25 protein-coding genes are annotated in these 24318 nt (G+C 66.8%); 10 read left to right on the top strand and 15 right to left on the bottom strand.

Features of this window, described 5'->3' with window-relative positions; all coding sequences use genetic code 11:
- Positions 1 to 14: 14 nt before the first annotated feature.
- On the top strand, positions 15 to 638 hold the full coding sequence (locus H7J73_RS05725; protein ID WP_264066284.1) for a type II toxin-antitoxin system PemK/MazF family toxin: 624 nt from the start codon (positions 15 to 17) through the stop codon (positions 636 to 638).
- A 63-nt stretch (positions 639 to 701) separates the two neighbouring features.
- On the opposite strand, the gene H7J73_RS05720 is transcribed toward H7J73_RS05725, so the two are convergent.
- Positions 702 to 1307, bottom strand: a complete 606-nt coding sequence (locus H7J73_RS05720) for a GNAT family N-acetyltransferase (protein ID WP_264066283.1) — start codon at positions 1305 to 1307, stop codon at positions 702 to 704.
- A gap of 21 nt (positions 1308 to 1328) precedes the next feature.
- Positions 1329 to 1757 carry a CBS domain-containing protein gene (locus H7J73_RS05715; RefSeq protein WP_264066282.1) on the bottom strand — a complete coding sequence of 143 codons (429 nt, stop codon included), beginning with the start codon at positions 1755 to 1757 and terminating at the stop codon, positions 1329 to 1331.
- Between the two features lie 143 nt (positions 1758 to 1900).
- On the opposite strand from H7J73_RS05715, the gene H7J73_RS05710 reads away from it, so the two are divergent.
- Both H7J73_RS05710 and H7J73_RS05705 read left to right on the top strand, forming a co-directional pair.
- Positions 1901 to 2470 carry a DinB family protein gene (locus H7J73_RS05710; protein ID WP_264066279.1) on the top strand — a complete coding sequence of 190 codons (570 nt, stop codon included), beginning with the start codon at positions 1901 to 1903 and terminating at the stop codon, positions 2468 to 2470.
- Positions 2467 to 3294 (top strand): ribonuclease Z, encoded by an 828-nt coding sequence (locus H7J73_RS05705; RefSeq protein ID WP_264066277.1) that lies wholly within the window; start codon positions 2467 to 2469, stop codon positions 3292 to 3294. The genes H7J73_RS05710 and H7J73_RS05705 overlap by 4 nt, the downstream gene beginning before the upstream one ends.
- 19 nt (positions 3295 to 3313) lie before the next feature.
- Here H7J73_RS05705 and H7J73_RS05700 read toward each other — a convergent pair whose 3' ends face one another.
- From H7J73_RS05700 to H7J73_RS05690, 3 genes are read right to left on the bottom strand one after another with little or no spacing between them, the layout of a single operon-like run.
- The gene (locus H7J73_RS05700) at positions 3314 to 4153 is read right to left on the bottom strand and encodes a transglutaminase family protein (RefSeq protein WP_264066276.1); all 840 of its coding nucleotides are present in this window, start codon (positions 4151 to 4153) and stop codon (positions 3314 to 3316) included.
- Positions 4153 to 5133 (bottom strand): alpha-E domain-containing protein, encoded by a 981-nt coding sequence (locus tag H7J73_RS05695; RefSeq protein WP_264066275.1) that lies wholly within the window; start codon positions 5131 to 5133, stop codon positions 4153 to 4155. The genes H7J73_RS05700 and H7J73_RS05695 overlap by 1 nt, the downstream gene beginning before the upstream one ends.
- On the bottom strand, positions 5133 to 6809 hold the full coding sequence (locus H7J73_RS05690) for a circularly permuted type 2 ATP-grasp protein (RefSeq protein ID WP_264066353.1): 1677 nt from the start codon (positions 6807 to 6809) through the stop codon (positions 5133 to 5135). Before H7J73_RS05690 ends, H7J73_RS05695 begins: the two co-directional genes overlap by 1 nt.
- Positions 6810 to 7029: 220 nt before the next feature.
- Between H7J73_RS05690 and rpsT the strand changes: the two genes are divergently transcribed.
- Complete coding sequence (gene rpsT / locus H7J73_RS05685) at positions 7030 to 7290, top strand: 30S ribosomal protein S20 (protein ID WP_264066274.1); 261 nt, start codon at positions 7030 to 7032, stop codon at positions 7288 to 7290.
- 62 nt (positions 7291 to 7352) lie between these two features.
- Here the strand turns inward: rpsT and holA are convergent, their stop codons facing one another.
- The 4 genes from holA to H7J73_RS05665 all read right to left on the bottom strand — a co-directional run bounded on the left by holA (position 7353) and on the right by H7J73_RS05665 (position 11610).
- Positions 7353 to 8327 carry a DNA polymerase III subunit delta gene (gene holA / locus H7J73_RS05680; RefSeq protein ID WP_264066273.1) on the bottom strand — a complete coding sequence of 325 codons (975 nt, stop codon included), beginning with the start codon at positions 8325 to 8327 and terminating at the stop codon, positions 7353 to 7355.
- Entirely contained in the window at positions 8324 to 9859 is a 1536-nt protein-coding gene (locus tag H7J73_RS05675; protein WP_264066352.1) for a ComEC/Rec2 family competence protein, read from the bottom strand. The genes holA and H7J73_RS05675 overlap by 4 nt, the downstream gene beginning before the upstream one ends.
- A gap of 43 nt (positions 9860 to 9902) precedes the next feature.
- Positions 9903 to 10781, bottom strand: coding sequence for a ComEA family DNA-binding protein (locus H7J73_RS05670; protein WP_264066272.1), 879 nt, complete (start codon positions 10779 to 10781; stop codon positions 9903 to 9905).
- Positions 10782 to 10878: 97 nt separating this feature from the next.
- Entirely contained in the window at positions 10879 to 11610 is a 732-nt protein-coding gene (locus H7J73_RS05665; RefSeq protein WP_264066271.1) for a GntR family transcriptional regulator, read from the bottom strand.
- A 209-nt stretch (positions 11611 to 11819) separates the two neighbouring features.
- On the opposite strand from H7J73_RS05665, the gene H7J73_RS05660 reads away from it, so the two are divergent.
- From H7J73_RS05660 to H7J73_RS05640, 5 genes are all read left to right on the top strand, one after another.
- Positions 11820 to 13334, top strand: coding sequence for an amino acid permease (locus H7J73_RS05660; protein WP_264066270.1), 1515 nt, complete (start codon positions 11820 to 11822; stop codon positions 13332 to 13334).
- Positions 13331 to 14776 carry an FGGY family carbohydrate kinase gene (locus H7J73_RS05655; RefSeq protein ID WP_264066269.1) on the top strand — a complete coding sequence of 482 codons (1446 nt, stop codon included), beginning with the start codon at positions 13331 to 13333 and terminating at the stop codon, positions 14774 to 14776. The genes H7J73_RS05660 and H7J73_RS05655 overlap by 4 nt, the downstream gene beginning before the upstream one ends.
- On the top strand, positions 14773 to 16170 hold the full coding sequence (locus tag H7J73_RS05650) for an NAD(P)/FAD-dependent oxidoreductase (protein ID WP_264066268.1): 1398 nt from the start codon (positions 14773 to 14775) through the stop codon (positions 16168 to 16170). Before H7J73_RS05655 ends, H7J73_RS05650 begins: the two co-directional genes overlap by 4 nt.
- 17 nt (positions 16171 to 16187) lie before the next feature.
- Positions 16188 to 17432, top strand: a complete 1245-nt coding sequence (locus tag H7J73_RS05645; RefSeq protein WP_264066351.1) for an NAD(P)/FAD-dependent oxidoreductase — start codon at positions 16188 to 16190, stop codon at positions 17430 to 17432.
- Positions 17433 to 17517: 85 nt separating this feature from the next.
- Positions 17518 to 17865, top strand: a complete 348-nt coding sequence (locus H7J73_RS05640; RefSeq protein ID WP_264066267.1) for a hypothetical protein — start codon at positions 17518 to 17520, stop codon at positions 17863 to 17865.
- A 142-nt stretch (positions 17866 to 18007) separates the two neighbouring features.
- Here the strand turns inward: H7J73_RS05640 and H7J73_RS05635 are convergent, their stop codons facing one another.
- From H7J73_RS05635 to H7J73_RS05615, 5 genes are all read right to left on the bottom strand, one after another.
- On the bottom strand, positions 18008 to 18748 hold the full coding sequence (locus tag H7J73_RS05635) for a hypothetical protein (RefSeq protein ID WP_264066266.1): 741 nt from the start codon (positions 18746 to 18748) through the stop codon (positions 18008 to 18010).
- Positions 18745 to 19971 (bottom strand): zinc ribbon domain-containing protein, encoded by a 1227-nt coding sequence (locus tag H7J73_RS05630; RefSeq protein ID WP_264066265.1) that lies wholly within the window; start codon positions 19969 to 19971, stop codon positions 18745 to 18747. The genes H7J73_RS05635 and H7J73_RS05630 overlap by 4 nt, the downstream gene beginning before the upstream one ends.
- Positions 19968 to 21581: a S53 family peptidase gene (locus H7J73_RS05625; protein WP_264066264.1), complete on the bottom strand. Its 1614-nt coding sequence runs from the start codon at positions 21579 to 21581 to the stop codon at positions 19968 to 19970. The genes H7J73_RS05630 and H7J73_RS05625 overlap by 4 nt, the downstream gene beginning before the upstream one ends.
- A gap of 48 nt (positions 21582 to 21629) precedes the next feature.
- Positions 21630 to 21878: a hypothetical protein gene (locus H7J73_RS05620; protein ID WP_264066263.1), complete on the bottom strand. Its 249-nt coding sequence runs from the start codon at positions 21876 to 21878 to the stop codon at positions 21630 to 21632.
- A gap of 347 nt (positions 21879 to 22225) precedes the next feature.
- Positions 22226 to 22357 (bottom strand): hypothetical protein, encoded by a 132-nt coding sequence (locus H7J73_RS05615; RefSeq protein ID WP_264066262.1) that lies wholly within the window; start codon positions 22355 to 22357, stop codon positions 22226 to 22228.
- 57 nt (positions 22358 to 22414) lie between these two features.
- Here H7J73_RS05615 and H7J73_RS05610 point away from each other — a divergent pair, with 57 nt between their 5' ends.
- The gene (locus H7J73_RS05610; protein ID WP_264066261.1) at positions 22415 to 23482 is read left to right on the top strand and encodes an NAD(P)H-dependent amine dehydrogenase family protein; all 1068 of its coding nucleotides are present in this window, start codon (positions 22415 to 22417) and stop codon (positions 23480 to 23482) included.
- Here the strand turns inward: H7J73_RS05610 and H7J73_RS05605 are convergent.
- Positions 23479 to 24318 carry a DegV family protein gene (locus H7J73_RS05605; protein ID WP_264066260.1) on the bottom strand — a complete coding sequence of 280 codons (840 nt, stop codon included), beginning with the start codon at positions 24316 to 24318 and terminating at the stop codon, positions 23479 to 23481. The genes H7J73_RS05610 and H7J73_RS05605 overlap by 4 nt on opposite strands.

Below are 24318 nucleotides of genomic sequence, written 5' to 3'. Positions count from 1 at the left end.
CTATGCTTTGTCACATGGCGTCGCAGTGGAAGACGTTGCAACGGGTTGTGAAGGTCACCGAGCACCTGGTGTTCAACGAGGCTCCCAAACTCATCAAGCAACTGCAGAATCCGCAGGCCATGCAGCGCAATCTCCAAGAAGGCCTGCAAAAGGGCCTGGCCCAGGGCATCAGGATCGGTATCGACGTCCTCGTTGCAGCCACGGCCGAACCTCAGGTCGCGATCACCGCTGGACGGCCCGTGACCAACACTGTCGTGCCGACCGCGCACCGCGCCCGTCGGGTCGTCTACGCCCCTGACCTCGACGGTCGGGCCGATCCGGGCGAGATCGTCTGGACCTGGGTGGTCTACGAAGACGACCCCAGCCGCGGTAAGGACCGGCCCGTGCTGGTGGTCGGACGCGATCGTCAGACGCTGCTGGGATTGATGTTGTCGAGCCAGAACTACCATGCCGACGACACCGACTGGGTGGGCATCGGCACCGGCCCGTGGGATTACGACGGCAGGCCCAGTTGGGTTCGGCTGGACCGGGTCCTCGACGTACCGGAGGAAGGCATCCGCCGCGAAGGCGCGATCCTGGAGCGGGCCGTCTTCGACACGGTGGCGACTCGGCTGCGGGCCAGGTATGCCTGGAGCTGACCTCGGCAACCGGCCGGCGACCGATGCGGGGCGAGGAACGAGCCCAGCTGAGGAGCGGCCAACTTAACGTGGCGCGCGCCACATCGGCCACAGCGTCGGGCCGCCGTCGGGCAAGGCGATCTCGCCGGTGACCTCGAACCCGAACCGGGAGTAGTACGGCACGTTGTCGGCCTTGCTGGACTCCAGATAAGCCGGCGCATGTTCGGCGTCGACCCGGTCCAGCCTCGTCTGCATCAGCGCGTGGCCGAAGCCGCCACCGCGCAGCACCGGCTCACTTCCGATCACCGCCAGATACCAGTGGGGTTCCTCCGGGTGCGCCTTCTTCATCAAGTTGGACAGCTCGGCGCCCCTGCCGACGAGGCGGCCGAATGTCAACAGCAATCGCGGCAGGGCCAACAACTCTTCGCGCCGCCGGTGTTGCCAGCGGCCTGGTGGATCCCACAGCGCGGCCGCGCCGATCTCGCCGTCCCTCTCAGCCAGCTCGACTCCGCCACCGTCGAGATGGTGGTGCCGAGTCATCGCAGCGAACACCCTGTGCAGCTTCGCCCTGCGCGCTGCCGGATCGGGCAGCATCCACGTCGTCACGGGATCCTGGTGAAAAGCCCGGCCGAGCACGATGGACAACGCGCTGATGTCGGAGCGGTGGGCCGGGCGGACATCAATGCTCATGTCGTCCACAAAAACACAAAGTCAGCCCTGCGTGATGTAGGCCTGCAGTTGCTCCTGTTCGGCGGTCAGTTCCTCCATCCGGGTCTTGACCACATCGCCGATGCTGACGATGCCGACCAGATGACCGTTGTCGATCACCGGGACGTGCCGGACCCGGTTGCGGGTCATCAGCACGCTCAGATCGTCCACCGACTCGGCGAGCCCGCACGTGGCGACCACGCTGGTCATAATCTCCGAGACGGGTCTGTCCAGGATGTCGGCGCCGCGCTCGTGGAGCTGGCGAACCACATCGCGTTCCGAGACGATGCCCGCAACCCCTTCTGGACCGACCACCACCATCGCGCCGATGTTGTAGGCCGCCAGCGCCGCGAGGAGCTGCGTCACCGTCATCTCCGGGCCGGCGGTGGCCACTGACGCACCCTTCTGTCTCAACACGTCTGCGATTCTCATAGCCGCCCCACAAATTGTGATCCAGTTCACATCAGGCTAGGACGATCCCCACCGACACGCGGCGAATTGCACCGATCCGACGCAGATGGCGCGCCGGTGTGACATATCTATGCGTGCTCACCGCAATGAGAAGGAGCAAGCCCGTGACTACAGCGCTCATCCTCGACTCGCTGCAACGCCGGATGAGTGCGATGCATTCACTCTGGTATCAGGCGGTCAGCGATATGGATACCGACCAGGTCAACCATGTCGAGCGCGACGGCGTTCTGCCGATCGCCTTCTCACTGTTCCACCAGGCGCAGATGGAGGATGTGTCACTGGTGATGCTCAGCGGTCTGCCGACCGTCTGGGAAGCCGCCTGGGAGCGCCGTATCGGTCTCGGAGTGCCTGACCACGGCAAGCATCGCAGCGTCGACGAGATGATGGCGCAGCGGATAGACGATTTCGCGGCCTTCTGCGACTACCAGCGGCACGTGTTCGACAAGACCGAACGTTGGCTGGCCGAGCTGGAACCGGAGGCGCTGAGCGAGATCCTCGTCACCCGACCGTTCCCGCCGCAGATCGCCACCACCTACAGCGCGCGCGTAGCGGGACCAGCAGGCATTTCCCGTCTCGACGGCACCGAATGCTGGATCTATCAACACGGTCTTCGCCATATGGGGGAGATCGAGCATGCCCGCGCCTTGGTCGGGCTGGGAGGGATGACGTCATGATCGAGATCACCTTGTTGGGCACCGGTTCCCCGATGGTGGATGCCAACCGGGCGGGGCCGTCCACGCTGGTACGAGCCGGGGACGCGTTGTTCCTGGTCGACTGCGGGCGGGGTGTGCTGCAGCGGGCGGCGGCGGTCGGCGTCGGTGCGGCGAATCTGACCGCAGTCCTGCTGACCCACCTGCACAGTGACCACATCACGGACCTTAACGACGTGATCACCACGCGCTGGGTGACGACCTTCGTCCGCTCCCCGCTGCCGATCATCGGTCCACCCGGTACCAGAGCCGTCGTGGATGGTCTCCTGACCGCGCTGGCGCCGGACATCAGCTATCGGATCGCGCATCACGCCGATATCACCGAGCCGCCCGCGCTGGAGGTGTACGAGTACACCGAGGGACCCGTCTGGGATCAGGACGGCGTGACCATTCGAGTGGCCCCCACGGATCATCGGCCCGTCGAGCCGACCATCGCTTTCCGCGTCGAGTACGACGGGGCGTCGGTGGTGCTGGCCGGCGACTCCGTTCCCTGCGACACGCTTGATCAGTTGTCCTCAGGCGCGGACGCCTTGGTGCACACAGTGATTCGCAAGGACCTCGTCACGCTCGTCCCCCAGCAGCGCCTCAAGGACATCCTGGACTACCACTCGTCGGTCGAGCAGGCGGGCGCGACCGCAGCACGCGCCGGCGTCGGCACCCTGGTGCTCACACATTACGTGCCACCGTTGGCGCCGGGCCAAGAGGACCAGTGGCGGGCCCTGGCGGCCGGCGAGTTCGGCGGACGCATCGAACTCGGCGACGATCTACTCACGGTGCAGGTCGGCTAGCTCGCCGCCACACCAATATCTACGCCAGGCGGGTGATCTCCACGACGACATCGAGGTCGGTGGAGCCCGCGCCGGAGTAGATGCCTTTGAGTGGCGTCACATCGGCGTAGTCGCGGCCCACGCCGACGCTGATGTACTGCTCGTTGATCGTGGTGTCGTTGGTCGGGTCGTAGTTGAACCAATTACCGGTCCACGCCTGGATCCACGCATGGCTCTGGCCGTCGATGGTCTCGCCGATTGCGGCCTTCTTCTTCGGATGCAGATAACCGGAGACGTAGCGCGACGGAATACCCATGCTGCGCAACAGGATCAGCGACAGATGCGCGAAGTCCTGACAGACTCCTTTGCCCTCGCGGTGCGCGTCGAGGCCCGACGAGTGCACTCCGGTGGTGCCCGGGACATACTTCAGTTCGCTGTGCACCCACCGCGCGGCCTCGATGACCGCTTCCTGCGGGTCGTTGTACTTCGCGATCCGCTTGCCCACCGCCTGGATACGCCGACTGGCCGGCGCGTACTCGGTCGGCGTAAGGACCTCGTCGAACCTGTCGATCACCGCCTCGGAAGCAAGATCTTCCCAACTCACCGAGGTTTTCGGCACCTCGTCCTTATCGGTTTCCACCACCGACGAGGCCGTCACCTCCAACTCCGTGTGCGGGGCGTGCAGATCGAATGCCGTCACAGCGGTGCCCCAGTAGTCGACATACCGGTAGGACCTGGTGGCGGGCACCGTCTCCACGCGGTTGAGGATCACGTTCTGCCGCGAATCCGATCGCGGGGTCAGGCGGGCCTCGTTATAGGACGCGGTGACAGGCGACTTGTAGGCATAACCGGTTGCGTGGACCACCCGCATACGCCACATCAGACCTCACCCTCCTCGATAACCAGCGATCCGTTACGTCCGGCGTCCGTCCACGCCACCCACGGTGCAGCGTGAAAATACTGCAGTGCCAACGCTTCTCCGACATCCGAACAGGTAGTCTGCAACCCGGCCAACCGCTTCTCCAGTGATTCGAGCAGCACTCCGGGACGCAGAAACTCCAGCTCGCTGCGCGCGCGACCCAGCAGCCGCTGGGCTTCCGCGGTGGCACCGACTCGGTTGTGCGGGCTGTGCAGCAGCTCTTCGAGGCTGTGCTCGGCCAGCTTCAACGAGTAGAAGATCGACCGCGGGAACAACCGGTCGAGCAGGATGAACTCGGCCACCCGATTGGCGTCGAGCACACCGCGATAGGTGCGCAGGTAGGTGTCGTGAGCACCGGCCGAACGCAGCACCGTCACCCAGGCCGGTGACGACGCGCTGTCCCCCACACGGGACAACAGCATCCGGACCGTCATGTCAACGCGTTCGATCGCCCGGCCCAACACCATGAACCGGTAACCGTCGTCGCGGGACAGCGTCGAGTCGGCCAGACCCGCGAACATCGCTGCCCGGCCCTCGACATAGGACAGAAACTCGTGCGGCCCAAGGCGTCTGGATGCTCGCTCGCGTTCAGGTAGCGCGTTGTAGGTGGTGTTAAGGCACTCCCACATCTCGCTGGAGGTCACCTCGCGGGCCGACCGGGCGTTCTCCCTGGCCGCCGTGATGGAGTCGACGATCGAGCACCCGCCCTGGGTGCCCCGGCTGAACGCCACCAGATCGGTCAGCGACCAGACATCGAGCACCGCATCGTCGGGCGATTCGATGCCGAGCACCTGCAGCAGGGTCCGCGAGGCCTGGTCCGGATCGACGCTGGAATCTTCGAGCAACTGGTGCACGGTGACGTCGAGGATGCGGGCGGTGTCATCGGCGCGTTCGACATAGCGGCCGATCCAATAGAGCGCTTCGGCGTTACGGGCGAGCATCAGTCCATCACCGCCTGCTGTTGCTGTTGTTGTTGCTCCTCGGTCCGGCGCACCGCCCGGGACTGCTGCTGTTGCTGCGAGGACAGATCGGGGTTCTTGTCCCCGGCCGGCGCCTTGGCAGCTTTGGGCAGCGAGCGGACGATCTCAGCGGCCGCGAGTTCGTGATCGGCCATCGAGGATCGCGACGCCAGCACCCAGGTGTCTTTCGATCCGCCGCCCTGGCTGGAGTTCACCACCAGCGATCCCTCCGGCAGCGCGACGCGGGTCAGACCACCCGGCAACACCCAGACGTTCTCGCCGTCGTTGACCGCGAACGGCCGCAGGTCCACGTGACGAGGGGCCAGGCAGTCATCGATCTGCGTCGGGACGGTGGACAGTTGCACTACCGGTTGGGCGATCCAGCCACGCGGGTCGTTGCGAACCTTCCTGCTGATGGTCGCCAGCTCCTTCTCCGACGCGTCGGGCCCGAACACGATGCCGTAGCCGCCGGAGCCTTCGACCGGTTTGATCACCAACTCGTGGATACGGTCGAGCACCTCCTCGCGCTCGTCGTCGAGCCAGCAGCGGAACGTGTCGACATTGGCCAGCAGCGGCTTCTCACCCAGGTAGTACTCGATGATCGTCGGCACGTAGGTGTAGACGAGTTTGTCATCGCCCACGCCGTTGCCCACGGCGCTGGAGATGACGACGTTGCCCGCGCGGGCGGCGTTGAGCACCCCGGCGACGCCCAGCACGGAATCCGGCTTGAAGTGCATCGGATCGAGGAACTCGTCGTCGATGCGCCGATAGATCACGTCGACCTGACGTTCGCCCTCGGTGGTGCGCATGTAGACGGTGTTGTCGCGACAGAACAGATCGCGGCCCTCGACCAGTTCGACGCCCATCTGCCTGGCCAGCAGCGAATGCTCGAAGTACGCCGAGTTGTAGACGCCAGGGGTCAGCACCACCACCGTCGGATCGGCCTCGTTGGTGGCCGCCGAATTGCGCAGTGCCCGCAACAGATGCGACGAGTAGTCACCCACCGCGCGCACCCGGTGGGTGGCGAACAGGTTCGGGAAGACCCGGGCCATCGTGCGGCGGTTCTCCATGACATAGGAGACCCCCGACGGTGAGCGCAGATTGTCTTCAAGCACGCGGAAGGTGCCCTGGCCATCGCGGACCAGGTCGATCCCGGCGACGTGGATGCGCACACCGTTGGGCGGGACGATGCCTGCGGCCTCGCGGTGGAAGTGCTCACACGACGTGATCAGGCGACGCGGGATGACCCCGTCCCGCAGGATCTCCTGGTCACCGTAGATGTCGTCGAGGTACATCTCGAGCGCTTTGACCCGCTGGGTGATGCCCTTCTCCAGCCGGGACCATTCGGCGGCCGAGATGACGCGCGGCACCAGATCGAGCGGAAATGGTCTCTCCTGCCCCGACAGGGAGAACGTGATGCCCTGGTCGATGAACGCTCGGCCAAGCGCCTCCGAGCGGGCCTCCAGCTCGGAGGCATCGGACGGAGCCAACTCGGCGTAGATGCCCTTGTACGGCCCGCGAACGTTCCCCTGCGCATCGAACATCTCATCGAACGCCTTGGCGTAGGTCCCGCGTTTGTTGTAGCCATTGAAGATCTGTTCGTGCTTTTTCGACGAGCGCGAATTGTTGCGCGACTGTCGTCCGGTCTCGTTGGGCAAGGATCGAAGACTCACCTGTCACATGCTGCCCCACGATTGCCGTTTCGGCAGGCCAGTGGGACAGTTGTGCGCGCGAGCCCATGAGCGGCCGGTCGAGCTTTGGGAGATTAGAAGCCGAACTGGTAACCTGAACAGTCGCTGCCCGCCGCCGGGCGCACCAGAACTTTCGAGATAGCACCAAGTCCGACACATTCAAAGACATCAAGAAGGAAAAACACGCGTGGCCAACATCAAGTCGCAGCAGAAGCGCATCCTCACCAACGAGCGCGCCCGCCTGCGCAACCAGTCGGTCAAGTCGGCGCTGCGGACCGCCGTTCGCGGCTTCCGCGAGGCGCTGGACGCCGGCGACAAGGACAAGGCCTCCGAGCTTCTCGTGTCGACCAGCCGCAAGCTGGACAAGGCCGCCACCAAAGGCGTGATCCACAAGAACCAGGCCGCCAACAAGAAGTCGGCCCTCGCGCTCGCGCTCAACAAGCTCTGAGCTAACCAGCTCCATCCCGCCAGCGATATGCATCGCTGGCGGGATTTTTTATCGCTGTTGTGCTACCGATGGCTGCCGTCGGCGGCCAATTCGGCTACCTGACGGACAGCGGATTCCAGCGCGTAATCGGCGTCCGCGGCCGCACCTTTGACGTCAGCATTGAGCTTCGCGACCAATCGGATCGCGGTGGCCACATTCTCCCGCGACCATCGGCGCGACTGCTTCTGTGCCTTCTGTATCCGCCACGGCGGCATCCCGAGGTCCCCGGCCAGCCGGTAAGGGTCACCGGAGAGCGGCTTGACCCGGGCGATCGTGTGGACGGCTTCGGCGAGCGCGTCGGCCAATACGACCCGAGGCTCACCACTCATCATCGCCCACCGCAGAGCTTCGGCTGAGCCCTCGATGTCACCGACGACGGCTTTGTCCGCGATGTCGAAGCCCTTCACCTCGGCCTTGCCGCTGTGATAGCGCCGCACCGCGGCAACATCGACGCGGCCGTCGGTGTCGGCAACCAATTGCGAACAGGCAGAGGCGAGTTCGCGAATATCGGAGCCGACCGCATCGATCAACACAGTCACCGTCGCGTCGTTGACGGATGCTTTGAGTGCCTTGAATTCGCTGCGGACGAAGTCAGCCCGTTCGCTCGCCTTGCTGATCTTCGGGCACAGATGCACGGTGGCACCGAGATCACGCAGCTGCCCCGCCAACGCCTTGGCCCGGCCGCCACCGGTGTGCACCACCACCAGCACGGTGCCGTCCGGCAGGTCGGCGGCCGCAGCGGCGATCAGGGTGACCGCATCCTTGCCTGCCTCGGCGGCGGATTCGAGGACCACCACGCGCTCGTCGGCGAACAGTGACGGGCTGAGTAGTTCAGCCAGCTCGTTGGTGCTGACCTCACCTGCGCGCAATCGGTTCACCGGTACGTCCCCGGTCCCGGCCTGCGAACGAGCGGACCGCGCCACGGCCGTGATCGCGCGTTCGATGAGAAGGTCTTCCTCACCGAGGACCAAATGCAACCCCGGGACCTGTTGGCTCACGCGACGATGGTGCCACGGTCGGCCGACACCGTCGCACCGTGCCCCGCCACCAGTCCCGATATCGACCATGCGAACAGGCACATCGCCGCACAGACAAGCCCCCACCGGAACCACCGCCAGCGCCACAGCACCACCACGCCCACCCCGGCCAGCGCCACCATCAGGACGCCGAGGCCACCCGCGGGGACGGGCACCGTCGCATTCGGGATGGCCGCCGCCCGGTGTGCGACGGTGTCCAACCACCACAGTTCGGGACCGGTGAAGCGGATCAGCAGGTGCGCGGCTCCGGGCCAGAGCAAGTTCAGCGCAGCGGCAGCGGTGCCGAACACCGTGATGGGGGCGATCAACGCGGCGACGGCCAGATTGGCGGCGACCGCCACGATGCTGAACGTTCCCGAGATCCCTGCCACCAGCGGAGCCGTCACCAGCTGGGCCGCGGCGGCGACAGAGACCGCGGCGGCCAGCGGTTTGGGCCAGCCGCGAGCCACCAGACGCTGCGACCAGCCCGGGGCGATGACGACCAGTGCTGCCGTCGCGGAGACCGACAGCGCGAAGCCGATGTCCACCGCGAGCTGCGGCGCCACGATCATCAGCACCAGTACCGTCGTCGACAGCGCGGGTATCGCCTGACGCCGCCGCGCCGACAGGATCGCCAGCAGGGCGACGGCCCCCATCACAGCCGCGCGCAGCACGCTCGCACTCGGCTGCACCACGATGACGAACGCGATCAGCGCCGCGGCGGCTACTCCGACGGCAACTCGCGGCCCCACCAGATAGCCGACCATCAGGACCGCGCCGCACACGATCGTCACATTGGCGCCCGACACCGCCGTCAGATGGGTCAGTCCGCTGGCCCGGAAATCGGCCACCGTCGTATTCGTCATCGCCGAGGTATCGCCCAGCACCAGGGCGGGCAGCATCGCCGCCTGCGAGGCGGGCAGAACCTCGCGGGCCGCACCGGCGAAGCGGCTGCGCACCGAGGAGGCGAACCGCTGCACCGCCGACGCCTGTCCCGTCGTGGGCTCTCCGGTGGCGGTGAGCAGCGCGACGCTCAGATCACGGCGGGTGGGCCGGCCGACCCGGGCGGCGAACCGCACGGGTTGACCGGCGTCGAGTCCGACGAAGTCGCGGGCGGGAGCGAAAACCACCACCCGGCCGCTGGTTTCGTGCTCGCCGACCAGGACGAGGTCGGCTTTGAACAACAACCGCCCGGCGCCGACGACTCGTGGGCTCTCACTCGGGATGACCGTCACCTCGGTCGCGGTGCCGAACAGCTGGGTGACCGGGTGATCACGAACTCCGTTGGCACGCAACGCCACCGCGAATCCGAATCCGACGCCCACCAGCGACAAGGCAATCAGACCGGTGCTGACCGCACGGACACGGGTGCGCTCGGCGGGGCTCTTGGCGCGCACCAGCACTGCGGTGATCACGGCCAGCACCGACAGCCCAGCGGCGACGGCACCAAGTCCCCACACGATCCCCACCGCGGTCACCGCCCAGGCCGTCAGCGCTGCCGGGACCAACCGCAAGTCGACAGGTGCCTGCGGCGCCGGCACAGCACTGGCGACAATCTCAGACACGCACCAGGTCGCGCAGTTTGGCGAGCCGGGCCGGGCCGATCCCGTCGACGTCTCCGAGTTGTTCGACGCTGGTGAAGGATCCGTTCGCTTCTCGCCACGCCACGATCGCGGCAGCGGTGACCGGCCCGACCCCGGGTAACGTGTCCAGCTGCTCGACCGTGGCCGAATTGAGGTCGATCGGCCGACCGAGGGCCGTCGTATCGGTGGACGGTGCGGCGCCACCCGACGCGGGGTCGCCGACCTCCCCCGCCGTCACCGAACTGCCCAGCGCCGCAGGCTCGCCCGGCGTCGGAGCGAGTCCAACCACTACTTGTTCCCCGTCGGCGAGATGGCGGGCCATGTTGAGCCCGATGGTGTCCGCGCCACCGAGCACTCCGCCGGCCGCGGACACCGCGTCGGCGACCCGCGCCCCGGGCGCGAGCGTCACCAGGCCGGGCGTGGCCACCAACCCGACGACGCTGACCACCACGGGTTGATCCGGCAGCGGGCCCGGGTTGGCACTGGGTCGCGGACTCGCCGAGGACACCATCTCCACCGGCGGCAACTTCGCCGAGACGACCGGTGCGGGATCGTCACGGATCAGCGTGAACACGGTCACGAGAATCGCGAGTGCAGCCACCACCCCCAACGCGACGGCACCGGCGCGCCCCGGGTCGGCCCGCACCGTCGCCACCCAGTTGCGGCCACCGCCCGTCGCCGCGCTGTCGGGCAGCCAACGAGGTAGCAGTGCCCTCGCGTCACCGTCGGCGCCCCCCGCGTCATCGCCGGTGTCGGCGATGGGATCGTCGGCGGTTGAATCGACGTCAGAAGCGGCGTCCCGCGCCGCCCCGAGCCGGCGATGCAACCGGGCCGCGGGCAGTTCTGTTCGCATGGCCCCACCGTAGGAGCGCCCGCCACCGTCTCCGGCGCACACACCCGCGAAACCACCTGCGCTGTGGATGAATTCGCGACTGTGGAAAACCCGGATGCTAGACGAGGTTTTCGGACACTTCGAAGGAGGTACGGTCCGCCCGGTAGATGTCGCGCGCATATTCGATACAGCGCCCGGAGTCGTCGAGGGTACGCCGAGTCAGTAGGGTGCCCGCGGAACCGGGCCGAAGATTCAGTTGGGCGCTCGTCGCGTCATCGAGGACGATCGACTCCAGCACCGCGGTGGACCGGGTCAACGTGATGCCGTACCGGTCGCGAAGCTGCGCCCACAGCGACCCCTCGTCCGGGCCGTCGAGTATCCCGGGGGTGAGCTCGGCGGGGAGATACGTCGTCTCGAGGGCGAACGGGACATCGTCGACAGTGCGCAACCGGTGGAACACATGCACTGCCGCAGCGTCGTCCAGGCCCAGTGCACCGCGCACCGACGGGCTGGGCTGTTGGCGCTCGGCCCACAACAGTCGGGCAGCGGGGCGCAAACCCAGCCGGGAAACCTCTTCGGAGAAGCTGCCGACGTGAAACCGCACCCGCGGCTCGGCGACGAAGGTGCCGCGTGGAGGGCGACGGTAGACCACACCCTCGCTTTCCAGCAGAGTCAGCGCCTGCCTGGCCGTCATCCGGCTGACCGCGTGTTGCTCGGCGAGCTCTCGCTCCGAGGGCAGCAGGGTGTGCGGTCCCAGCTGGTCAGTGACGATGCGGTCGCGCACGGCCTCGGCGATGGCGATATAGCGCGGCGCCGTGGGCTGGCGCCTCCCACTCATCGTCGGCGGCATGAGACGAGCGTAACCAGCACCCGTCGGGCGCGGAACCAGCCGGGCCGTCGAGCCGATCGATGCCGCCGAGGAACGAGGCGGTTGAGGAGCGTGACAAGCGGATCTGGCCGCCGCGTTGTTAACAGTTCATTTCCCGGCTTGACAGTGCGGTACGTCACACCAATACTTTGGCTTAACCGCATGGTCTATACCAACTGGAGGAACCACTCATGCCAGAACCGAAACCGATCGCCGGCACCGGAGGTGACGCAGCCGAACTCGCGCAGTTCGGTTACCAGCAGTCCATGGAGCGACACACCGGCAAATTCGCGTCCTTCGCGGTGGCCTTCGCATTCGTCTCGATTGCGACGGGTATCTTCACCACCTACGGTGCGGTGCTGAATTCGTCTGGCCCAGTTGGTATCTGGACATGGCCGATCGCAGTTGTCGGTCAGCTCGCGGTGGCATTCGTGCTCGGCACCATCGCCTCGCGGATCCCGGTGACCGGCTACGCGTATCAGTGGATGTCACGGTTGGCCAACCCGATTCTCGGCTGGATCATCGGCTGGATCTCGTTCACATTCCTGGCCATCGTGGTGGTGGCGGTCGACTACACGATCGCCTCCACCGTCCTGCCGGTCCTGCTGAACTACGAGGGCACGAGCACTGTCACCTGGGCGGTGACGGCACTGGTACTGGTGGCGCAGGCCACACTGCTCGCGCTCTCGACCAAGTGGAGCCAGCGTTTCAACAACGGCGCGGTAACCCTGGAGCTGATCGGCATGGTCGCCCTCACGGTGCTGCTGCTGATCGTCGCTGCCGTGCGCGGCGATATGGACGCCAGCAACCTGTTCAGCAAGGGAGCCGTTGCGGCAGAGGGGTTCTGGAGTTTCGGCGACCTGACTTCGGCCGGCCCGTGGATGCTGGGCTTCCTGCTCGGTGCGTTCACCATCGTCGGATTCGAGTCAGCCGCCAACCTGGCCGAAGAAACCAACGACCCGGAGCGGGTGGTTCCTCGTGCCATGTGCCAGGCCGTGCTCGCCTCCGGCGTCTTGGGTTTCATCTTCCTGATCGCCGTCACGCTGGCAGCGGGCGACCCGGTGGCACTGGCCGAGTCCGGCACGCCGATCGCCGACGTCATCAAACACACGCTCGGTTCCACGGTCGCCACCCTGCTGCTGCTGATGGTCGTGATCGCCATCTTCGCCTGCGGCTTGGTCATCATGATGACCGGAATTCGCCTGACGTGGGCCATGTCTCGCGACGAACGCTTCCCCGGTTGGCAGCAGTGGGCTCAAATCTCGCCACGCTTCCACACCCCGTTCAAGGCGACGATGCTGTTCGTCATCCTCGCCGAACTGATTCTCGCGATCTTCTCCCAGTCGGAGACCGCGCTGTTCACCCTGTTCGGTGCGGCCACCCTGCTGCCCGCGATCATCTACGCCGCGACGGTGGTCATGTACCTGCTCAAGCGTCGGGACCTGCCCGTCAACGGAAAGTTCGACCTCGGCGCATGGGAGAAACCGATAGTCGCAGTCGCCGTCGTCTGGCTGGTTTTCGAGCTGGCCCTGTTCCGGGATGCCAGCTTCAAGGACGCCTGGCTCTATGTCATCGTGATGGTCGTGATCGGCGCGTGCTACCTGGGTTATCTTCTGGCGCGACGCGGCCGTGACGGATTGGCCATGCCTGATCAGCATTCGATCGACGCGGTACTCGACCAGGAAGCGGGCAGTGGGAGGCCATGACCCACGTATTGGCCATTGACCAGGGCACCTCGGGTACCAAGGCGATCGTCGTCGACGACGGCGGGCAGGTGGTCTCGATCGCCGAGACCAGCCTGCGGCCCAAGTACCTGCCGGGCGGCGGCGTCGAGCAGGACCCCGAGGCCCTCTGGGCTTCCGTCGTCGAAGCCGGCCGGCGCGCCCTGCGCGAAGCGGGTGTTCCTGTCGCCGCCGTGGCACTGGCCAACCAGGGCGAGACCGTGCTGGCCTGGGATCACGGCACCGGACGGCCGCTCACCCCCGCGATCGTCTGGCAGGACCGCCGTGCAGAATCGATCTGCACGGCGCTCGCCGGCTCGGCCCAGACCGTAGCTGCCACAACCGGTTTGGTACTCGACCCGTACTTCTCCGCGCCGAAGATGGCCTGGATCAGGGCGAACCTGACCCGCGACGGTGTCGTCACGACCACCGACACCTGGCTGATCCACCGCATGTGCGGGGCGTTTGTCACCGATACGACGACCGCCAGCCGCTCGCTGCTGCTCGACCTGGATACGGCCACCTGGAATCCCAGCCTCATCGAGTTGTTCGGCCTGACCGGTGAGCAGTTTCCCGAGCTGGTGCCCTGCGACCAGATCGTCGGTGTGACAGATGCTTTCGGGCCGAAAGACCTGCCGGTCGCGGGACTGATCGTCGACCAGCAGGCTGCACTGCTCGCCGAGAGCTGCCTGGAACCCGGAGCCGCGAAATGCACCTTCGGCACCGGCGCGTTCCTGCTGGCCCAACTCGGTGGGAACGCCGCGCGGTCCGGCGCCGGGCTGACCACGTCGGTGGCGTGGACATTGCGCGACGACACTTCCTACTGTGCCGATGGTCAGGTGTACACCGCGGCGTCTGCGGTGCGCTGGGCGATCGACCTCGGCCTGGTGCCCGCCGCGGACCAGGTGGACGCCGTAGCCGCCTCGGCGGGCGACTCCAGCGAAGGAGTGCTCTGTGTGCCCGCACTTGCCGGCCTGGCCGCGCCATGGTGGGATGCCCAGGCCACCGCCTCGTTCACCGGCATGACACTCAGCAGTGAACGTGGGCACCTGGTCCGCGCGGTACTGGAAGGCGTTGCGGCACAAGTCGCCTGCCTGGCCGGGCTGGTTGCCCAGGACCTCGGACAACCCTTGACCCGGCTGCGCGTCGACGGCGGGCTCACCCGCTCCGCTGTCCTCATGCAGGCCCAGGCGGACCTCGCCCGCATCCCCGTCGAGATCTATCCATCGGCCCACGCAACACCGCTCGGCGCGGCCGCGTGTGCGCAACTCGCGCTCGACCCGACGTTGCGACCCGCGGACGTGGTCGGCACCTGGACACCACAACACACCTATGAGCCCGTCTGGTCCGATGACCGCGCCGCCGACCACCTGGCCCGCTGGACACAGGCAGCCCAGAACGCGCTCAGCACGAAGGACACCCCATGAGTTCATCCTCTGACCCCGTCGACATCTGTGATGTCGTCGTCATCGGTGCGGGAATCGTCGGTTCGGCGATCGCTCGCGACCTGGCCGGCACCGGCCTGACCGTGACCCTGATCGAGGGCCGCGACGACGTCGGCGACGGCACCAGCAAGGCCAACACTGCGCTGTTACACACCGGATTCGACGCTTCCCCAGGGACTTTGGAGTCCCGCTTGGTCGCCCGCGGATACCAGCTGCTCGGCGACTACGCCGCGCAGACCGGTATACCTGTCGAGCGGACGGGCGCGCTCCTGGTCGCTTGGACCGACGAGGAGGTCGACGCGTTGCCCGGCCTCAAGGACAAGGCCGAACGCAACGGCTATCACGCCTGCGAGATCGTCGACGCCGCCGAGGTCTACCACCGTGTCCCCGAACTCGGGGACGGTGCTCTGGCAGGTCTGACCGTGCCCGGCGAGGCGATCATCTGCACCTGGACCACCAACCTGGCACTGGCCACCGAGGCAGTGCAGCGCGGCGCTTCGCTTCGCCGCGGCGCGACCGTGACCGGCGTCCGCCCACACCCGGACTACACCACCGTGGTTACCGCCGACGGTGACATCCACGGTCGCTGGATCATCAATGCCGCCGGCCTCGGCGCCGACCACCTCGACCACAAATTCGGTTACCAGCGGTTCACCGTCACCCCGCGGCGCGGCGAGCTGTTCGTCTTCGACAAACTGACTCGCCCGATGGTGCCGTGCATCGTGTTGGCCGTGCCGTCCTCGCGCGGCAAAGGCGTGCTCATCAGCCCGACCATCTACGGCAATGTGATGGTCGGACCGACCTCGGAGGATCTCCAGGACCGCAGTGCCACCGGGACTTCCGAGGAAGGGTTCGAGTTCCTGGTCGGCAAGGGCCGCGCGCTGATGCCCACCCTGTTCGACGAGGAGATCACTGCGTCGTACGCCGGCCTGCGGGCCGCGATCGACCATGGGGACTACCTGATCGATGTGGACACCGCGCAGCGCTACGTCCTGGTTGGCGGCATCCGCTCCACCGGCCTGACCGCGGGGATGGCCATCGCCGAACACGTGATGGGCCTGTTGGCCGACACCAACCTGGATCTCACTCCTCGCGCGGATCTGCCTCCGGCACCGCAGATGCCCAACCTCGGCGAGGCGTTCACCCGGCCCTACCAGGACGCCGACCGGATCGTCGCCGACCCGGAGTACGGCCGCATCGTCTGCTTCTGCGAACGCGTCAGCGCCGGGGAGATCCGCGACACGTTCACCTCTCCCATCCCCCCGAGCAACCTCGACGGGCTACGGCGCCGCACCCGCGTCATGAACGGCCGATGCCAAGGGTTCTATTGCGGCGCCAACGCCAAGGCGCTGATGGACTGTGAGGTGGTCCAGTGACTCACCAGGACAACACCATTCAGAAGGTTGCCGTCGCCGTTGTCGGTGGTGGCCCAGCCGGATTGACCGCAGCCGCCGCCCTCGCCCCACTGATCGACGGTGAGGTGCTCGTCATCGAACGCGAAGTCGAAACCGGCGGAATCCCCCGCCACAGTGACCACCCCGGTTACGGGATTCGCGACCTGAAACGCTTCATCAGCGGACCTGCCTACGCCCGGCGTCTCACCGATACCGCCCGGGATGCCGGCGCACAGCTGGAAACCGAGGCGATGGTCACGGGCTGGTCCGGTGAACGCGGACTGCAGATCTCCTCGCCGCGGGGCCGACGGCTGCTGCAGGCCGATGCCGTCGTGCTCGCCACCGGCGCGCGCGAACGGCCACGGCCGGCACGGCTGATTCCCGGTGACCGCCCCGACGGTGTGTACACCACCGGTCAGCTGCAGAACCTGGTGCACCTGCACCATGCCGAGATCGGCCGTCGCGCCGTCGTCGTCGGTGCAGAGCTGGTCAGCTGGTCGGCGGTGATGACACTGCGCGAAGCCGGCTGCGCGACCGTCGCGATGACCAGTTCCTATCCCCGCTCGGAGGCCTATGCGGCGTTCCGGATCCCGGGGCGATTCTTGATGAGTGGCCCCGTGCTGACCCGGACCCGCCTGGTCGGGATCGCCGGTAAGCATCGGGTCAAGTCGGTAACCGTCGAAAATCTGGATACCGGAACACGATCCACCATCGCCTGCGACACCGTCATCACCACCGGAGACTGGATCCCCGACCACGAGCTGGCCCGCACCGCTGGCCTGGCCATGGATCCCGGCACTCGCGGACCGCTCGTCGACGCCGGCCTGCACACCACGAAGGCCGGCGTGTTCGCCGTCGGCAACCTGCTCCACCCCGTCGACACCGCCGACGGCGCAGCCCTCGACGGCCGACACGTCGCACCCCGAGTCCGGGACTGGTTGCTCAGCGGCCAGGACGGGGGCCGCGGTGCGCGCGGCATTCGCGTGCGGGCCGCCGCTCCGTTCCGGTGGGTCACTCCGCAGCTGATCGATCCGGCGGGCGGTGCCTCACCGCGCGGCGACCTATTGCTGTGGACCGACGAATACCATCGGGCACCGCGGCTGCGAGCCGTGCAGGGCGGTCGGACGATCGGCGCGAAGCGGACGCCGTGGCCCGCCGCGCCGGGTCGCATCTACCGGGCGCCATGGAGCCTGGTCGCGGGCGCGGATCCGGCCGGCGGCGACGTCACCGTCGAACTCGGGTAGCAACGGCGGCAACACTCCTGGCCCGCGACGGGCATCACGGGGGTACTCTCTTTGCGGTCGGGTTTTTATCAGATGGATGGGCGTGATGATGGCTTTTCGTGGACAGTCCCTGCGGCGGTACCTCACTGCGGGCGGCTTCGCCGTGGCAACGCTGGCGGCACCGGCCGTGATGCTGATGTCCGGCCCGTCGGTCGGTTCCGCTCCCGTTCCGCTCGCCGACTGTGGCGGCGTACCGGTGGGCCTGCAGGGACTCGGCGCGTACACGACCAACTGCGACCTGGCGGTACAGCCGCCCGCAGCCATCGGGGCGGCCCCCAGCGCGGGTGCAGTCGTGGCCTGCCGCAACATCCCCGGCTGCCTCTCGCAGTGGGTGAACAACCCCGGCCAGGTCCAGGTGCCCCAACGCAGCACCGCGATCGTCAACAGCCAGTAGTCGCAGCTCGGCCCTATTGAGCGGCTCCTCCTCATCGCTCGTGCCTCGCTCTGCATCGGTCGCAGCTCGGCCCTAATGAGCGGCTCCTCCTCATCGCTCGTGCCTCGCTCTGCATCGGTCGCAGCTCGGCCCTAGTGAGCGGCTAGCGCGGCGGATCGCCCTGCCAGCTGAAACTGTTCACGTACTTGCCCATGTCCTGAGCGATCTGCAGGTTCGCCCCCGACGGCGGTCCCGGCCCGAAGTCTGGGCCGAATTCGTGGTAGGGGCCCACTGCTGCGGCCACCAGAGCGAGATCATTCTTCACCGCAACCATGACCAGGATCCGCATCCGCGCATAGCTGCTGTTCGCCCCCTGCGGCCAGTAATCCGCCGCCTCGCCGTAGCCATGCACGTAGCCGACCATCGCATTCGGGATCTGATATGCGGTTTTGGTGTCGGGGAAGGTCTGCTTGACCAGACTGAACGCGATGTCTTTCGGGGTACGCCCCGCCGCGGGAGTACTGAATAGCTGCAACATCCCACCGTCGCCGGCAGTGAACTCCGCCGTCACCCCGTTCGGTTTCTGGGTGATCGTGTAGGCGGTACCCGCAGCCGGATAGGACACGGAGAACGTGCCATCGGCTGCCGTGAAGCGAGGGTTTGTCGTCACCGGCGTGCCGGTCGGCGGACTGCCGCAGTCGGGCGGGCACATGAATCGCGCCGACGGTTTCGTGACGATCCCCGACAACCCGACCAGTGCCGCCGCGACCACCGCGATGGCCAACCCCCAGGTAAACGCCAGCCGCAAATGCGATGGCTTTCGCGGGACCTCCGCGGAATAGGTGCCCGCCGGCACCGCGTATCCGGGAAAAAACTCTTGTCGAGACTTCGTCGGCGCGCTCACGGGTGGTCACCGTCGACCTCGGTGCGCACCGGGCGTGAGTTCCGGCGCAACGCGCGCGACGACCGCGACGAGGCGTGTGTTGCGGCACCGCACGCCGGGCAGAACGCCATATCGGGTACGACGTGCCCGCAGTGCGGGCACAGGATCGGCTCATCCGAATGGATCTCGTCGTGCACCTCGTGCAGCAGCGCAAGATGCAGGCCGATGCGCAGCGCCAGCAGCGCCACCGCAGCAACCACCAGGTGCAACACCAACTGCAAGAGCTGCGGCATGTTGGCCACATCGATGAGCCCGAGCGAGGCGTACACCACCAGGACCGCCACCCCGAAGAAAGCCAAGACAGCCCGCACGACGCCCGGACGCTGGTCGGCCTTGGTCGGTGGCCGCTTGAACCACAGTGCCGCTCCGATGAGTCCACCCGCCGCTGCCGCGGTCAGGGGCATGGCTACTCCTCGGATACCGGCCTCCACCAACAGCCCCTCCATCGGGCGCGCCCGGGCCACCATGCCGGTCGTGAATTGCGGGGCAAGTCGGGTCAGAGTCGCCGCGGCGCCGAAGGACAGGGCGCCCAACGCCCCGATCATGAAGCCGTCCAACGCCTCTCGGTCGCACGGCTGGGTGAATCGGACCAGGACCGCGGGGGTCAGCGCCAGGATCGCGCTGCCCAACGGAACGGCGAGCCCCTCCCGTAGCAACCGGTAGGCGGCGATACCGCTGCCGAGTGGGACACCGTAGGAACGGGCGACCATCGCGCCCGTCAGCAACACCCAGCAGATGCCGAGACCGATCCCCAGCACCACGGTCAGTACCAGGACGTTGAGCGGGATGTCGCGGTGGGCGTCGATTTCGTGGAGGTAGAGCACGAACAGGAACGGCAGGCCCAGCGCGGCCACTGCGACCAGCGCAGCCGGTAACCGCAGCACCGCGAAGACGATCAGCGCGACGACCACGACGAGCAATGCCACCCGAAACGGTGCGCGCGACTTCTGGGGCAGATGTGGGAACAGCGAACTCGCGATCGACGGTAGAAACAGATTCTCACCCGGTGACGTCGCGAACGCCCGCATGCGCAACCACGTGGGACCGTCGTGATCGTGCTCGGTCAGCGGAACACCGCACAGCCCGCAGTATTCACCGGCGGGAACGTCAACCTGACAGACGCGGCATTCCGTCACCGGCACCTCAGGATCCTGCCCGTCCCTTGACTCGTCTTCAGTACTCACCCGGCCACCGCCTGGGTGATCAGCAGACTCCGGGCCAGATTGTCGACGTCGGGGGTACCGAGCCCGGTCACCAGGTCATAACCCGGACCGGCTGAGCTGACGGCATTTCCGCCGAGGACGACATCGCGGAACGACGGCAGCCTCGATCCCGCGGCGACTGCATAGAGCAGCGGGTTGAGGTCACCTAGGAGACGGCCACCATTTTCGAGCATGTACTGGTCCATCACCGCCGTCATCCCGGCCCAGATGGGGGCCGCCTGCGAGGTCCCGCCACCGACGAGAATCTGTTGTTTGAACACGATCTTCACCCCGGTGAAGGCGTCCGCCACAGCGGACACGTCGGGGGTCAGCCGGCGATCGGGGCTGGTGTCCGGCAGCACCGCCTGCTGCCACGGCGGCCGGTCGAACAGCGAGGACACCCCGCCGCCGGTGCCCTGTGACAGCGGCACGTCGAACCAGGCCTGTTCGGCGAGCCATCCTCCCTGATCATTCGTCGACAAGGTGGTGCCGCCGACGTTGGTCATCTCCGGCACGGACGCGACGGCGTCGAGCCCCACATCGTCATCAGACGGCGGAGACGACCAGTCCTGCCCGCCCTTGCATTCGAGCCCGGCCAGGTCGCCGCTGGCGTTGAAAGCGGTGGTGCCGTGCGATTGCGCCGTGGTCAGCGCGGCGCGCACCGGGACCAGGTCCGCGGCGGTCAGTAACTTGTCACAGCCCCATCCGATCGAGAAGCTCCACACTGCGCCGGGGAACTGCTCGTCGACCGATTCGAGGAGCCGGCCGATCTTCTCGTAGGGCCCGTCGCCGCTGACCGTGGACCTGGCGTTGACGAAGACTTTCTTGGCGTCGGGGGCGATCGCGTGGGCCACCTCGAGATCCATCGTTGTCTCACCACTGCGCTGGGTCGGCATGTCCCCGACCACCTGCGGGATGAACTTCGGCAGATCGAAGGTGGTGGCGAACATGTCGAGGTCGGCCTGATCGAAACCGTCGAAACCGAAGATGACGATCGTCGTGCCCTTACCGGTGTAGCCACCTGCGGTCAGCGGCGCGACGTTGTATGTGTTGCGCAACGCCGTGGGCGCCAGGCCCTGATCCGGAACATCAAGGGGCAGAGGCGCAATAGTCGGCATCGCCATGTGATGCGGCGTGTAACTCATGATCCGGCCGAGCCCCACCACCGAGTGAAGATTCGGGGGCACGGCGGGCTGCTGCGGGGAGGCGTAGAACACCTGGCCCTGCTGTCCCCGGTAGTCATGTACCTCGACACCGAGCGCCTTGCTCACGTCACCGGGTGCGCCCTCGACGATCGCCCAGTCGTCGCCGGGGCGCCAGCGCACCGAAAGGCCCACCCCGCGAGCCCACACCATCAGGTCACTGGGCCGCGCGGTATCACGCAGAGCCGCGGTCAACTGCACCTCGGAGCCGGTCGCCGGGCCGAGATCGGTTGATGCGCCGAGTAATAACGCATAGGGACCACCGATGGGGTCCTGGACCCCGCCGCTCACCCCGACCCGGATATCGGCAGAGAAGACCAGCGCACCGGCCAACACCACGGCGCAGACGATCGCCACACAGCGCTGCCGCGAACGGCGCCTCACGGTCATGGCCGCGCGCTGCTTTCGGTTCCTCGGATGGCCGGCGGGGTGCAGGCGCTAGTGATCGCCGGGAACGGCCGTCGCCGGTGTCGGCGCCTTGACCGTCGGCGTGAACTTGTTACCACCACCGGGATCGAGGCCTTTCTCCGTCGGCGACACTGCGGGCGCGGTGGTCGTCGTCGTACTAGTCGTCGTACTAGTCGTCGTCGATGGGGATTCACTGGAATTTCCACCGCAGGCGGACAGGGCACCCATCGCAACGAGTGCGAGAGCTCCTGCACCGGCCGCCAGGCGACGGCGGGCCATCCCATATCGCTTCAATGATTCATTCCCATCTATCCGCGAGTTCCGAAGGCGCGTCGCTCGAATCGCGACGCGATTCCCACGATTCGCGAACCGATACCGGCGTTGCCCAGCCGCCACTCGCGCACGTGTACCTGAATCTCCCCGACAGATCCTGGCGACCCGAACTCTAGTGCGACGTTCAGACAATTGCACGCAACCGTCGGCGCACCGTCCACCGTTGACTTCCTGCACCACTGCCATCTCGGCATTACTACGCAAAACACCTGATCACAGCGTCATCTCCAACCATTCTGCCGGCCGCGAACATCGGGTCAACGGCGTTATCGGACTTGCATACATCTCGTCGCCTACGGCGGCAATCCATGCCCAGCGGCGGGTGTCGTCCGGTCCGGCCAGGTGCCCGGGCTGATGCATCGCCAGCCCCTGAACATCTCCGCTGCGGCCACCCCGGCGACGTCGAGCAGTCGGGGTGTGTACATACTCGCAATACTGTCTACGTGAGCCGATGAACTGCACACGCCCCCGAAGGAGTGTCGATGACCGCCACCTCCCCCGATAGCCCGGATCGCCCGCTCAAGGTGATCCAGTGGACCACCGGCAACATCGGCCGCAGATCACTGCACGCCATCATCGGCCGGCCCGATATGAAACTGGTCGGGGTGTACGCCCACGGCGCCGACAAAGTCGGCAAGGACGCCGCGGAACTGGCCGGCTGGCCCGAGCCCACCGGCGTGACGGCGACCAACGACATCGATGCACTACTCGCCCTGGGTGCCGACGCCTGCTGTTACAACCCCCTGTGGCCCAGTATCGACGAGCTCGTCGCGCTGCTGTCCGCAGGCGTCAACGTGTGCTCAAGTGCAGCCTGGATCACCGGCGGAAAGCAGACCCCCGAGGACCGCGAGCGCATCCTGACCGCTTGCGAGACCGGCCAATCCACCATTTTCGGCAATGGTGCGCACCCCGGGATGACCAACATGGTCGGCATGGTGTTGTCGGGCTCGTGCGAGCGCGTCGACGAAATCCGGATCACCGAGTCGGTGGACTGTTCGACCTACGAGTCCGCCGATACCCAGTCGGCCATGGGTTTCGGGCAGGACCCGGACACCCCCGGGCTGGCCGAGAGCGTGCGACGGGAAAGCGAGGTCTTCGCCGAATCGGCGGCGATGATGGCTGACGCCATCGGGGCGAACCTCGACAAGTTGACGTTCGACGTTCAGTTCACCGCCGCAACCGGCGACAGTGACCTGGGGTTCATGAAGATCCCGGCCGGCACCGTCGGCAGCGTCTTCGGATACCACCGGGGCTGGGTCGGCGACCGCAACGTCGTCAGCGTCGGATTCAACTGGACGATGGGCGATCACGTCACCCCGCCCAAACCGCTGGAACACGGTCACGTCATCCAGGTTTTCGGAATGCCCAATATGCGGACCGTGGTGCACTGCCTACCGCCGAATGACTGGACTGAGCCCGGATTCATGGGACTGGGCATGATCTACACCGCCATGCCGGTCACCAATGCGGTGCCGTCGGTCGTCGCGGCCAGACCTGGCATCGTGACGCTTGCCGACCTGCCGCCGGTGACGGGGCGCTTCGCCGGTTAGGCGGAGTCCGCTACGTCCAGAGCCACCCCGACGGCACCGGCGCCGACGTGCAGGGCCAGCACCGGGCCCAGCTCGGTGACGATGATCGGCTCGACACAGCTCGGCAGCCGATCCCGGATGGCGTCGGCCACCTCGATAGCACCAGCCGGATTGGCGACGTGGTGGACCGCCACGCGGACCGGTAGTTCACCGGCGATCTCACCGACCTGGTCGAGCATAGCCGCCACCGCCTTGGTCGCGGTGCGAACTCGTTGCGCCAGAACGAGTTTGCCATCGTCGATGCGCAGCAGTGGTTTCAAGGACAGTGCACTCCCGAGCCAGGACGTGCCGCGGCCGATCCGGCCGCTGCGGCGCAGATTGTCGAGCCGGTGCACCACGATGAAGCTGTGACCGCGGCCGACAGCCGAACGCGCTTCACTCACCACGGTTTCCAGATCAGCACCGGCGCTCGCCGACCGTGCCGCGGCCAGCGCGACGAACCCGGTGCCCATCGCTGCTGATCTCGAGTCCACCACGACCACCTCGGGGCCGAGCTGGTCTGCGGCTTGTTGTGCTGCCCCGTGGGTGCCGGACAGAGCCGCCGAGATGTGCACCGCCACCACACCGTCACCCCCGCTGGCTGTCAGCGCTTGCTCGTAGGCGGCGCAGAGCTCGGTCGGGGTGGCACCCGCGGTGGTGGCGGCACGTTCGTGGATATCGTCGGGCACCTCGTCGACGCCGTCGCGCAGATCCGAGCCGTCGACCAGAATGTGCAGGGGGACAACACGAATACCCCACCGCTCGGCCAGCTCGGCCGGCAGCCGAGACGACGAGTCGGTGACGACCACCACGGCCAT

The organism is Mycolicibacterium komossense, assembly GCF_025822605.1.
Classification (GTDB): domain Bacteria; phylum Actinomycetota; class Actinomycetes; order Mycobacteriales; family Mycobacteriaceae; genus Mycobacterium; species Mycobacterium komossense.
The sequence above is the reverse complement of the archived record's forward strand: the minus strand, read 5'-3'. Positions and strand labels throughout refer to the sequence as shown.